The following is a 12321-nucleotide window of genomic DNA, read 5'->3' as shown; positions in this document are numbered from 1 at the left end:
GAAGACGGTGCGCATAATGGTTGTGCTCACAATGACGACGCCGATGACAGGCACATGAACTGGAGGAGCGAACAATGATTTGGCTGTGGTGGGTCGGAGCCGCACTCCTGCTCGGCGTCATCGAGATGGCAACAGCGGACCTGACGTTTCTCATGCTGGCCGGTGGCGCGCTAGGAGGCGCAGCGACTGCCGCCCTGGGCGGCCCGCCCTGGGCGCAGGCGGTCGTGTTCGCCCTGGTGGCCACGCTGCTGCTGGTAGCGGTCCGTCCCTGGGCCAAGCGGCACCTGGCCGCAACCACCCCCGAGATGCGCACCAACGCCGAGGCCCGCATCGGCCGCGAGGCCACTGCGCTCACGGTCGTTGACTCGCGTGACGGCCGCATCAACCTGGACGGCGAGGAGTGGAGTGCCCGCCTGGCTCCTGCGCCGCAGTCCTACGGGTCCCTTGCCGACGCGCACGTGGAACCCGGTGCGGGTGTGCGCGTGGTCGCCATCGACGGCGCCGTCGCGGTCGTAGTGCCGTTGGCGCCGGGCCGATAGCGAACTGGCGAGGTAACGATAAGCGTCACATTCCCGTATGCTTCCGACTACAACCGATCGAAAGGCCCTGCAGTGCTAGAGACCACGATTCTCGTCATCCTCATACTGATACTGCTGCTCGTAATTGTCGCCCTGTTCCGGGCGGTGCAGATCGTCCCCCAGTCCTACGCGATCATCGTCGAGCGCCTGGGCAAGTTCCAGGCCGAGTACGGCGCGGGCATGCACCTGCTGGTGCCTTTCGTAGACCGGGTGCGCACCACGGTGGACCTGCGCGAGCAGGTGGTCTCCTTCCCGCCCCAGCCGGTGATCACCTCCGACAACCTGGTGGTGTCAATCGACTCGGTCATCTACTACCAGGTCACCGACCCCAAGCGCGCAACCTACGAGATCGCCAACTACCTGCAGGCGATCGAGCAGCTGACCGTGACCACCCTGCGCAACGTCATCGGCGCCATGGACCTGGAGCAGACGCTGACCAGCCGCGACCAGATCAACGGCCAGCTGCGCGGGGTGCTGGACCAGGCCACCGGCCGCTGGGGCATCCGCGTGTCCAATGTGGAGCTGAAGTCCATTGACCCGCCCGCATCCATCCAGGGAGCCATGGAGCAGCAGATGCGCGCCGAGCGCGACCGCCGCGCCGCCATCCTGACCGCGGAGGGCGTCAAGCAGTCCCAGATCCTGACTGCTGAGGGTGACAAGCAGTCCGCGATTCTGCGGGCCGAGGGCCAGGCCCAGTCCGCGATCCTCAAGGCGCAGGGTGAGTCCCGCGCCATCCTGCAGGTCTTTGACGCCATCCACCGCGGCAACGCCGATCCCAAGCTGCTGGCCTACCAGTACCTGCAGACCCTGCCGAAGATCGCCAACGGATCCTCCTCGAAGATGTGGATCGTGCCCACCGAGTTCACGGCCGCACTGGACGGCATCGCCGGCGCGCTGGGCGGCAAGTCCGCCGGCGGCCCGGACTCCGGTGCCTTCGGCGCCGGCGCGGGCGGGGATGTCAAGGTGGATGTCTCCGGCATGGAGTCCAGTCTCGACATCGCCGGGGACCTGGCGCAGACCAGCTTGCAGGCCCCCGAAGAGGCGCTCGCCCAGGCCCGCGGGGAGGCCGCATCAGCCTCCCAGGAGGCAGAGGCCGCAGACACGCCGGCGGCAGGCCGCGCCGGGGCCGGGACTCCCCAGCAGCCGGGCACGCCTGCGCCGGGTGCCCCTGAGACCACGGCACTGCCCACCTCAGGCGGCCGCCACGCCGACACCGGGGACTCCGGGGCGCGGCCCAGCGTGCCCCCGTCCATCCCGCCCTCGGGCCGCGACGCGTGAGACTCGTCCCAAGCGCATGCCGATAGTGAAATGAGAGGGTGCCGGGAGGCGGCTGGTTGTAGCCTCTCGAGGTGCTATTCAAGACACTTCGTCATTACCTGAGACCGTATGCGTCCTCGTTGGCGATCGTCTTCATCCTCAAGATCATCGAGACGGTCGCGGTTTTATCGCTACCCACCCTGAATGCCGACATCATCAATGACGGCGTGGTCACGGGCGACACCGACAAGATCTGGTCCCTGGGCGGGCAGATGCTCGCGATCACGGTTGTCCAGGGAATCGTTGCCATCGTTGGCACCTATCTGTCCGCACGGGCCGCGATGGGCCTGGGTCGGACTATGCGCGCGGACATCTTCAACCACGTCCAGCGCTTCAATCTGGAGGAGGTCTCCCGCTTCGGGGCGCCTTCCTTGATCACCCGCTCCACCAATGACATCCAGCAGGTGCAGATGGTGGTATTCATGGCCAGCACCATGATGCTGATGGCGCCGATCATGCTGGTAGGCGGCACCATCATGGCCCTGCGCGTGGACGTGCCCCTGTCCGGCCTGCTGCTGGTACTGATCCCGCTCCTGCTGGTGGTGGTCGGCACGCTCATGAGCCGCCTGCTGCCTCACTTCCGGGTGATGCAGTCCCGCATCGACCGCGTGAACCTGGTGATGCGCGAGCAGATTCAGGGTGTGCGCGTCATCCGGGCGTTCGTCCGGCAGAAGGAGCGCGGCCAGGTGTTCAACGAGGCCAATGACGCGCTGACCGATACCTCGCTGCGCATCGGGCGCCTGTTCGCCATGCTGTTCCCGTCCGTCACGGTCATCATGAACCTCGCCTCCCTCGGTGTGATGTGGTTCGGCGGTATGCGCATCAACGACGGGCAGATGGAGGTAGGCGACCTGACTGCCTTCCTGAACTACATCATGCAGATCCTCTTCTCAGTGATGATCGCCGTCATGCTGGTCACTGTCCTGCCGCGGGCCGAGGTGGCCGCTAACCGCTTCCAGGAGGTCATGGCAGTAGCCCCGGCAATCAAGGCTCCCGCGAACCCGCGCCACCTGCCCGAGCCCACCGGCGCCGGCGCAGGAATGCGCGGCCGCCGAGTCACGCTGGACAACGTGACCTTCCGCTACCCGGGAGCCGACTCCCGCGTCCTCGCGGAGATCAGTATCGACATGGCCCCGGGACGACGACGGCGTTCATCGGCTCAACCGGCTCGGGCAAGACCACACTGGCCAACCTGCTGCCGCGACTGCTGGACGTAACCGAGGGCGCGGTAACCGTAGACGGCGTCGACGTACGTGACCTGGACCCGCACGAGCTGCGGGAGAACGTCGCCACCGTCCCCCAGAAGGCCTACCTGTTCTCCGGCACCATCCGCTCCACCCTGCTGCACGGACGGCATGACGCAACCGACGCCGAGCTGTGGGAGGCGCTGGAGGCCGCCCAGGCGGCAGGCTTCGTACAGGCTCTGGACGACGGACTTGAGCACGAGGTTGACCAGGGCGGCGTGAACTTCTCCGGCGGGCAGCGCCAGCGCCTGGCCATCGCCCGCGCCCTGGTGCGCCGGGCCGGCGTATACGTCTTCGACGACTCCTTCTCCGCGCTTGACTACGCCACCGACGCGCGCCTGCGGGCAGGCCTGCCGCAGGCGACCGGCGGGGCGACGATCGTCGTCGTCGCCCAGCGCGTCGCATCCGTGCGCAATGCCGATCAGATCGTGGTCCTGGACGAGGGACACGTGGTCGGTGTCGGCACCCATAGCGAACTCATGGACACCTGCCCCACGTACACGGAGATCGTCCTTTCCCAGATCAGTGCCGAGGAGGCCGCATGAGCCACGGACCCGGGCCCAGGCGGGCCCCCAACCAGAAGGCGAAGGACTTCCGCGGCACCTGGAAGCGCCTGCTGCGTGAGCTGCGCCCGGAGCGAGTGCGCATCACCACCGTCATGGTGCTGACCACAGCCGCCGTCGTCCTGAACGTCGCTGCGCCCAAGGTCATGGCCCGCGCAACCAATGTCATCTTCGCGGGCGTGCTGGGCAAGCTGCTGGAGTCCTTCGGGCTACCGCACGGGCTGTCGGGCGACCAGCTTGAGCAAGTGCTGCGCGCCGCAGGGCAGGACACGTACGCGGATATGCTCTCCGCCTACGACGTCGTGGTTGGACAGGGCCTGGACAGCCGCGCCCTGATGACGATTCTGGTGCAGACCCTGACCCTGTACCTCCTGTCCGCCCTGTTCCTGTGGGCTCAGGCCCGCATCCTCGCGGGAGTAGTCCAGCGCACCGGGCAGCGTATGCGCGCCGAGGTGGCGGACAAGCTGGATCGCGTACCGCTCTCCTACATTGACCACGGCTCGCGCGGCGACATGCTCTCGCGCGTGACCAACGACGTCGACAACATCACCCAGACTCTGCAGCAGACCATTTCCCAGGCACTGAACTCGATCATCACCGTGGTCGGAGTGTTCACGATGATGCTGACCGTATCAGTGCAGCTGTCGCTGGTGTCCCTGGCCACGCTGCCCGTGGCGCTGGTCATTACGCTCCTGATCGCCTCCCGGGCTCAGCCGCACTTCACGGCGCAGTGGGATGCCACGGGTGACGTGTCCGGTGTGGTCGAGGAGGCCTTCACCGGACACGAGGCGGTCACGCTGTTTAACTCCCAGGAGACCTTCAACGAGCTGTTCGAGCAGGAGAACAACCGGCTGTACGAGGGCTCGTACAAGGCGCAGTGGATCTCCGGCACCATCCAGCCTGCAATGCGTGTGGTCTCCAATCTGAACTTCGTGATAATCGCCGTAATCGGTGGCGTGAAGATCACTAGCGGACAGATGACTCTGGGAGACGTGCAGGCGTTCATCCAGTACTCCCAGCAGTTCACCCAGCCGATCACGCAGCTGGCTTCAATGGCCAACCTGCTGCAGTCCGGTGCTGCCAGCGCGGAACGCCTGTTCGAGATCATGGACGCCCCCGAGGAGACGGACTCCGCCCGCCGCGCCCTGCCCGAGCGTGTAGCCGGACGAGTCGTATTCGACCACGTGAGGTTCTCCTACAGCCCGGACACGGAGCTGATCACGGACCTGAACCTTACGGTGGAGCCGGGTCAGACAGTTGCCATCGTGGGCCCAACCGGGGCTGGCAAGACTACCCTGGTGAACCTGCTGCTCCGCTTCTACGACCCACAGGGCGGCTCTATCACCCTGGACGGCATCGACACGCGCGAGCTCGCACGCAACGAGCTGCGTGAGCAGATCGGCATGGTGTTGCAGGACACCTGGCTGTTCGAGGGCACCATCGGTGAGAATATCGCCTTCGGCTCCGCTCACGCCGATGAGGAGCAGGTGCGGGCGGCGGCCCGCGCCGCAAGCGTCGACCACATTGTGCGCTCCCTGCCAGACGGCTATAACACCGTGATCGACGACGCCGGTGCGGGTGTTTCTGCCGGGGAGAAGCAGCTGATCACGATTGCGCGCGCCTTCCTGGCGGACAGGCAGATCCTGGTCCTGGATGAGGCTACGTCCTCGGTGGACACCCGCACCGAGCTGCTGGTCCAGAAGGCGATGGTGGAGCTGCGGCAGGGACGTACTAGTTTCGTGATCGCCCACCGTCTGTCCACCATCCGTGACGCGGACATCATCCTGGTGATGGAGCACGGAGACATCGTCGAGCAGGGCAGCCATGAGCAGCTGATGGCCGCCCGCGGCGCCTACTACGAGCTTTATCAGAGCCAGTTCTCCGGTCCGGAGGCCGCTGAGGACACGGCCGTGACCACCGACCCGATCCTGGCCGCGGTGCGACGGGGTGGTAGGGGCAAGACCCGGCTGTGATAGTTCCGCTCGAGCAACTGGATGACACCGATGAGCGCCTGGCCGACTACCTGCGCCTGACCGACGTGGCTCTGCGGCGCCGCCTGGAGACCGAACGCGGCCTGTACATGGCCGAGTCCACAAAGGTCATCGCCCGGGCGGTGGCTGCAGGGCACGCCCCGCGGTCCTTTCTCATGGCCCCGCGTCACCTCGAGCAGATGCGCCTGGTGATTGCCGCAGCCACCGGTTGCGGCGGACGGGACGACGGCGGTGAGGTCCCGGTGTTTGTTGCCCCGGAGGGGCTGCTGGAGTCGCTGACGGGATTCCACCTGCACCGCGGTGCCCTGGCTGCGATGAACCGTCCAGTCCTCGCCGACGTCAGCGAGTTGCTGGCCGGTGCGCGTGGCGGAGCCGGGGCACGACGCATCGCCGTCCTGGAGGATCTGGTCGACCACACCAATGTTGGTGCTGTCTTCCGCAGCGCCGCAGCCCTGGGGGTCGATGCCGTTCTGGTCACGCCGCGCTGCGCGGACCCGCTGTACCGGCGCAGCGTGCGCGTCTCCATGGGCACCGTCTTCCAGGTGCCGTGGACGCGCATCGACCGGTGGCCCGCCCTTGACGAGCTGCACGCGGGCGGCTGGACGGTGGCAGCCCTGGCGCTGACGCGGGAATCGGTCAGCCTGGACGCCTTCGCGGCTGCGCCTGCCTGTACCGACCCGGAGGGGAGGGTAGCCCTAGTTCTGGGCGCCGAGGGCGATGGGCTGAGCCCCCGCACGATCGCGGCCGCCGACGCGGTTGTGCGCATCCCCATGGCCGCAGACGTGGACTCCCTCAATGTGGCTGCGGCGGCCGCAGTCGCCTTCTGGGAGCTGCGCGTGCGGTCATGAGCTCCCGAGCCCGTGCTGCTCGCGGCGGTGGTGCCTGTGCGAGGCTGCGCGCGGGCACGGGCGAACCGGGGCGATAGCTGCGGCTCACGTCAAGGTACAAATGCAGGTGGCCGGCACCCTAGAGTGCCGGCCACCTGTGTGTGCGATTCAGGTATTAGCGCCCGTCGCCTGTCCTAGCCGTCCCTGGTTGGGGCGGCCGGGCGGCCCCGCCGATCAGGCGGTGATGCGCAGTAGCGGGTCGCCCGGGGCCACCTGGCCGACGGCGAGCGGCTCTACGGAGCTGAAGGCAGCGGTGTTGGTAATCAGCACCGGAGTGGTCAGCGGGTGCCCGGCCTGCTCGACGGCCGCCCGGTCCACGCGGACCAGCTCCTGGCCCGCCTCGACGCGGTCGCCCTGCTTGACCAGGACCTCGAAGCCCTTGCCCTCCATCTCCACCGTGTCCAGGCCGACGTGGATGAGCAACTCGACCCCTGAGTCCAGGTTGATGCCGTAGGCGTGCCCGGAGTCGGGTGCTACCACAACCGTTCCCGCTGCCGGGGCGGTTACCACGATCTGCTGCTCGGAGGGCTCAATGCCGACACCCTGCCCGACAGCGCCGCCGGAGAACACCGGGTCGGCGACCTCGGCGAGTGGCACCACGGTGCCACGCACGGGGGAGACGAGCTCGGTGACCGTGCCCGGGACCAGCGCCGTCTTGGGTGCGGCGGCTGCAGCCTTGGCGGCCTGCTCCAGCGCCAGGTCGGCGGCGGTCTCCTCGGGAGAGGCCTCGACCACGCCACCGGCGGCTGCCAGGGCCTCTGCCTTCTCCTCCGCCGTGCGGTAGTCGGAGATGAACAGGATGATGAAGGAGGTGAAGAAGGCTGCGGCGATGGCGATCGCGTACAGCGCCATGGGGGAGAAGACCGGGATGGTCAGCAGCGAGGTGAAGGCGAAAGTCCGGGCATTCACGCCGCCGCCCAGGCCGACGATCAGACCGCCCACGGCGCAGCCGACCAGCATGCGCGGGTAGATGCGCTTGAAGCGCAGGTGGATACCGTAAAGGCTCGGCTCGGAGATACCACCGAACAGGCCGGCTGCCAGCGCACCGGACGCGGTCTGGCGCATTTCCTTGTCCTTGTCCCGGATGGAGATCGCCAGCACCGCCGCGGTGGCGCCGAAGCAGGCGAAGTTCCAGGCACCCATGGGGCCCTGGATGAAGTCGTAGCCGAGGGAGTCGATGTTGGCGAGCATCAGCGCGTTGAGCGGCCAGTGCAGGCCCAGCGGCACCAGGAACGGGTACAGCAGCGGAATGATGATCGCGAAGACGATCGGGGCGGTGTTGTTCAGCCAGGCCAGTGCGCTACCCAGGGCCGTGCCCAGCCAGATGCCGATGGGGCCGAGGATGAAGGCGGTGATCGGCATCATGATTACGAAGGACAGGAATGGGACGAACACCATCTGCAGGTTCGGGGAGATGATCCGCGTCAGCCCCTTGTACAGCGGCGCCAGGATCGCCACCATGATCAACGGCGTGAATACCTGGCCGCCGTAGTCGTTGAGCTGCATGGGCAGTCCAAACACGGTGGCGGTGCACAGGTCGGTGCCGAGCGTCTCGTTGACGGTGCAGGTCACGCCGCTCGTTAGCTCAGTGTCGCTCATGTAAATGAAGTTCGGCGTGATGAGCGCCGCCATGACGGCCGTGCCCACCCAGGGGTCGATCCGAAGCTTCTTGGAGGCGTTGTAGGCCACCATGATCGGCAGGAAGTAGAACACCGAACGGTACATCGCGTCCACGAAGGCCAGGGACGCGGGCTTGATTTCGGCGCGGGTGTCGATGTAGCCGAGCGCCTCGGCCACGGCCTCGCCGGCGATGATGAGGGACGTGCCCAGCAGTACCGGCAGCAGCGGCCGGAAGGAGTCGGACAGGTACTCGAAGAACGCGTCCACGAAGGCGTTCTTGCCGCGGGCCTTGGCACGGGCGGCGGCCTTGACGTCGGCGTTGGACTGACCGGACTTGGAGCCGCCCTTCATGGCGGGCAGGTTCATGATCTCGTCGTACACGCCCTGCACGGCACCGCCGATGATGATCTGGTAGCGGTCGCCCGCCTGCGGGACCGCACCCATCACTCCGGGGATCTTTTCCACCGTGGCCTTGTCGACCACGGAGGCGTCTTGGAGCTCGAAGCGCAATCGCGTTGCGCAGTGGGTGAGGTTGACGATGTTCTCGGGGCCTCCTACAGCCTCGAGAATCGCTTCTGGAGCGGATGTGGTTGTTGCCATGTTGACCTTACCGTCGGCCGCCGGCGCCCAATTCCGGGCGCAGGCGGGCTGGGTTGGAAGGGCCCGGTTCTATAGGACCCTGTGTGCCAGGGTAACCCGCCGAACGGTGATCCGGGACATGTTCTTGCCCAAGACCGCCGTCTCGGGGGAGACATGCCCGGCATCTTCGAAGGCCTGCGTGGTATTGCCCTGCCGCTTGCGGGGCGGGGCGGTACAAGTGCCGAAATCCACTGCCTTTACTGAGCGCATACCGCTTGAGCCGCGTTCACAGGTGCTCAGCGGGACGGTTCGGAGTCGTCGCAGGCTGGGACTGACGGCGAAGACGTCGTCACACCAACCCGCCGGCGTGGCCGCCAGTCCTTCCTCCTGGTACCGCAGCGCGCGCATTACGCCGGCACCACAATCGGAGGAGACCGTCATGACCCCGCTTCCGCCCAGTCCGACCGACGCGCCCGCAAGCAGCAGCACATCCCTGCCTCCCGGTCCGGAAACGGGCCCGGATGAGGGCCTGTACGGACCCCGCGGGTGGACGGTGCGCGCCGGAGTATGGCACGCACTGGCCGACTGCCGTGACGAATTGCGCTCAACGGTGATTCCTGCGCAGTTCGGCTTCGCCCCCGCAGGGCTGATCACCGCAGACGGCACCCCGGAGGACGACTACACGCCCTTCCACGACCTCGGCCCCGCCACTGCCCGGCGTCTGCTAGAGATCCTGCCCGGCGAGCAGCTGCGTGACCGGCAGAATCTCGGCCCGACCCTGGGTGCCCTGCTGCGCGCCTGTGCGCGTGCAGATGGGCGAGTACGACTATCGGGTTATGCCATTGGTCCGCAGCGCCAGGACGAGCGCGTCAGCGTCGAGGGCATGTGGATCGAGGACCCCGACCTGCTTGAGGAGCTCGTCAGGGCCATCGTGGAAGGTAGTGATCCTGACGGCGATGGCTGCTACTGCGCCTGCGAGGACCGGGACCCCTATGACGAGGAGGAGCTGGAGGCGCTGGTGGCGCTTGGCCTGCAGGAGGTGTGGCGCCACGTGGCTGAACGCTATGAGCTGGACTCGCGCGGCGCCCCAGACGAGTTCAAGCCGCTGCGGCGCCACTGGACCCACGGCCCGCTGGGCACCTGGCTGTGGTGGGACTGACCCTTTCTGCGGCGGCTCGGCCCGTAGCCGTCTAGGGCGGATGTGATGGACAACCGGGTCGGCCGTACCGCCCGCTGGGGCGGGCGGCCGACCGGAAGCCCGTAGCATGCGCATCGTGATCAACGTCCAGGACCTCGCCATGCGCATCGGTGCACGTCAGCTTGTCTCCGGTGCCTCCTTCCGGGTGGACAAGGGCATGCGTATTGGGCTGGTGGGACGCAATGGGGCGGGTAAGACCACGATGACCAAGTTGCTGGCGGCTGCGTCAGTGGCGCAGGGAACCAGCCAGGCGGTTGCCGACGCCGACGAGCGCCACGGGCTGGAGGCGGTGGAGCAAGAGGGTCTGATCACCTGCAACGGATCGGTCGGCTACCTGCCGCAGGACACCCGCGTAGGTGACTTGAATGAGATTACGCGTGACCGGGTCCTGTCCGCCCGCGGCATCGACGCGCTGTTGGCCCGCATCCGCCGGGCCGAGCAGAAGATTGCCGCCACCAGCGGGAACGCCCAGGCCAAGGCACTGGACCGATACACCCGGCTCGACCACGAGTTCACTATGGCCGGCGGCTATGCCGCCGCCAGCGAGGCCGCCCGCATCTGCGCCTCCCTGGGTCTGCCCGAACGGGTTCTCGAGCAGCCGATTGGAACGCTCTCCGGCGGCCAGCGTCGTCGTGTGGAACTCGCCCGGGTACTGTTCCAGCAGCCGGACACGCTGCTGCTGGACGAGCCCACCAACCACTTGGACCACGACTCGATCCTGTGGCTGCGCGATCACCTGCGTACCTACGCAGGCGGCTTCATCGTCATCAGCCACGACGTCGAGCTGCTGCGCGACACCGTTAATCAGGTCATGTACCTGGACGCCAGCCGCGGCGTCCTGGACGTCTACCACATGGGCTGGGACGCCTACCTCAAGCAGCGCGCCGACGACGAGCACCGGCGTCGGCGTGAGCGCGCCAACGCCGAGAAGAAGGCGGCGGCACTGCGCGCCCAGGGCGAGAAGATGCGGGCCAAGGCCACCAAGGCCGTGGCCGCCCAGCAAATGCTCAAGCGGGCCGACCGGCTTATGGAGGGTCTGGAGGCCGAGCGCGCCCAGGAGAGGGTCGCCGATCTGCGCTTCCCCGACCCCGCCCCCTGCGGCAAGGTGCCGCTGCGCGCCGTCGGCCTGTCCAAGGCATACGGCTCGCTGGAGGTGTTCGCAGGCGTCGACCTGGCCATCGACCGCGGCAGCCGTGTGGTGGTGCTGGGGCTCAACGGCGCAGGTAAGACCACGCTGCTGCGGCTACTGGCGGGCACCGAGGCGCCCGACTCCGGGCAGGTGCAGGCCGGGACCGGGCTGAAGCTCGGCTACTACGCGCAGGAGCATGAGACGATTGACGACTCGCGTACGGTGGTGGAGAACCTGCGCAGCGCCGCGCCCGGCCTGAATGACACCGAGGTGCGCAGCGTACTGGGCTCGTTCCTGTTCTCCGGCGCCGATGCCGACAAGCCGGCGCGAGTACTTTCCGGCGGTGAGAAGACCCGCCTGGCCCTGGCGCTGCTGGTGGTCTCCAGCGCCAACGTGCTGCTCCTGGATGAGCCGACCAACAACCTCGATCCCGCCAGCAGGGAGGAGATCCTGCGCGCCCTGGGCACCTTCGGCGGCGCCGTCGTGCTGGTGACGCACGACGAGGGCGCCGTGAAGGCGCTCAACCCGGATCGGGTCCTGCTGCTGCCCGACGGGGACGAGGACCTGTGGAGCGATGACTACCTGGAGCTGGTCACGCTCGCATGACCTGCGCGCGACGGTGAGTGCCATCACGGTGGCCGCTACTCCTGTTCACCATGCGAGCCGACGTAGGGTGAGGGGAACATCTCGGACCGTCGGCGTGTTCGCCCCGGTGCAAGGCACACCTAAGGAGGAGACCGACATGGCTCAGACAACCCTGACCGACGCTTCCAGCGTCACCACCACCGACGCCCCCACGCATGAGGTGCTGCTCACCGAGGCCGCCGCCGCCAAGGTCGCCGGCCTGCTGACCCAGGAGGGGCGCGACGACCTGCGCCTGCGCCTGGCCGTGCAGCCCGGTGGCTGCTCCGGGCTCGTCTACCAGCTCTACTTCGACGAGCGCCTGCTCGACGGCGATGCCATCCGCTCCTTCGCCACCGGTGACGCCGAGCTCGCGTCGGTGGACGTGGTCGTGGACCGCATGAGTGTGCCGTACCTGAACGGCGCCACCATCGACTTCTCCGACACGATCGAGAAGCAGGGCTTCACTATCGACAACCCCAACGCGGTTGGCACCTGCGCCTGCGGCGAGTCCTTCCACTGAGCGCACCGGGCGCCGAATACTCTGCCCCACGTGCAGCCGACCACTGCGGTCGGCGCCGTTCAGCGCCGGGG

Annotated in this window: 8 protein-coding genes and 1 pseudogene; 8 read left to right on the top strand and 1 reads right to left on the bottom strand. The window is 67.4% G+C overall.

Annotated features, from left to right (window positions below):
* Positions 1 to 74 precede the first annotated feature (74 nt).
* The 5 genes and pseudogenes from CWT12_RS06995 to CWT12_RS06975 all read left to right on the top strand — a co-directional run bounded on the left by CWT12_RS06995 (position 75) and on the right by CWT12_RS06975 (position 6541).
* Positions 75 to 539 carry an NfeD family protein gene (locus CWT12_RS06995; protein WP_161924245.1) on the top strand — a complete coding sequence of 155 codons (465 nt, stop codon included), beginning with the start codon at positions 75 to 77 and terminating at the stop codon, positions 537 to 539.
* Positions 540 to 611: 72 nt separating this feature from the next.
* The gene (locus CWT12_RS06990; protein WP_161924244.1) at positions 612 to 1856 is read left to right on the top strand and encodes an SPFH domain-containing protein; all 1245 of its coding nucleotides are present in this window, start codon (positions 612 to 614) and stop codon (positions 1854 to 1856) included.
* Positions 1857 to 1927: 71 nt separating this feature from the next.
* Positions 1928 to 3684: pseudogene (locus CWT12_RS06985) on the top strand (ABC transporter ATP-binding protein).
* Entirely contained in the window at positions 3681 to 5675 is a 1995-nt protein-coding gene (locus CWT12_RS06980) for an ABC transporter ATP-binding protein (RefSeq protein WP_161924243.1), read from the top strand. Before CWT12_RS06985 ends, CWT12_RS06980 begins: the two are co-directional and overlap by 4 nt.
* Entirely contained in the window at positions 5672 to 6541 is an 870-nt protein-coding gene (locus CWT12_RS06975) for a TrmH family RNA methyltransferase (RefSeq protein WP_161924242.1), read from the top strand. Before CWT12_RS06980 ends, CWT12_RS06975 begins: the two co-directional genes overlap by 4 nt.
* 213 nt (positions 6542 to 6754) lie before the next feature.
* Here CWT12_RS06975 and CWT12_RS06970 read toward each other — a convergent pair whose 3' ends face one another.
* Positions 6755 to 8800, bottom strand: a complete 2046-nt coding sequence (locus CWT12_RS06970; RefSeq protein WP_161924241.1) for a glucose PTS transporter subunit IIA — start codon at positions 8798 to 8800, stop codon at positions 6755 to 6757.
* A gap of 418 nt (positions 8801 to 9218) precedes the next feature.
* Here CWT12_RS06970 and CWT12_RS06965 point away from each other — a divergent pair, with 418 nt between their 5' ends.
* The 3 genes from CWT12_RS06965 to CWT12_RS06955 all read left to right on the top strand — a co-directional run bounded on the left by CWT12_RS06965 (position 9219) and on the right by CWT12_RS06955 (position 12250).
* The gene (locus tag CWT12_RS06965; RefSeq protein ID WP_237564071.1) at positions 9219 to 9938 is read left to right on the top strand and encodes a hypothetical protein; all 720 of its coding nucleotides are present in this window, start codon (positions 9219 to 9221) and stop codon (positions 9936 to 9938) included.
* Between the two features lie 106 nt (positions 9939 to 10044).
* Complete coding sequence (locus tag CWT12_RS06960; protein WP_161924240.1) at positions 10045 to 11712, top strand: ABC-F family ATP-binding cassette domain-containing protein; 1668 nt, start codon at positions 10045 to 10047, stop codon at positions 11710 to 11712.
* Between the two features lie 136 nt (positions 11713 to 11848).
* Positions 11849 to 12250, top strand: coding sequence for a HesB/IscA family protein (locus CWT12_RS06955; RefSeq protein WP_161924239.1), 402 nt, complete (start codon positions 11849 to 11851; stop codon positions 12248 to 12250).
* The last annotated feature ends 71 nt before the right edge of the window (positions 12251 to 12321 follow it).

The sequence above is a fragment of the Actinomyces sp. 432 genome, from assembly GCF_009930875.1.
Classification (GTDB): Bacteria; Actinomycetota; Actinomycetes; order Actinomycetales; family Actinomycetaceae; genus Actinomyces.
Note: the sequence above shows the minus strand (reverse complement) of the source record. Positions and strands in the feature narration are given on the sequence as shown.

Coding starts and splice junctions, on each gene's coding strand:
- CWT12_RS06995 (WP_161924245.1), top strand. CDS start 75: ATGATTTGGCTGTGGTGGGTCGGAGCCGCACTCCTGCTCGGCGTCATC.
- CWT12_RS06980 (WP_161924243.1), top strand. CDS start 3,681: ATGAGCCACGGACCCGGGCCCAGGCGGGCCCCCAACCAGAAGGCGAAG.
- CWT12_RS06970 (WP_161924241.1), bottom strand. CDS start 8,800: ATGGCAACAACCACATCCGCTCCAGAAGCGATTCTCGAGGCTGTAGGA.
- CWT12_RS06965 (WP_237564071.1), top strand. CDS start 9,219: ATGACCCCGCTTCCGCCCAGTCCGACCGACGCGCCCGCAAGCAGCAGC.
- CWT12_RS06960 (WP_161924240.1), top strand. CDS start 10,045: ATGCGCATCGTGATCAACGTCCAGGACCTCGCCATGCGCATCGGTGCA.
- CWT12_RS06955 (WP_161924239.1), top strand. CDS start 11,849: ATGGCTCAGACAACCCTGACCGACGCTTCCAGCGTCACCACCACCGAC.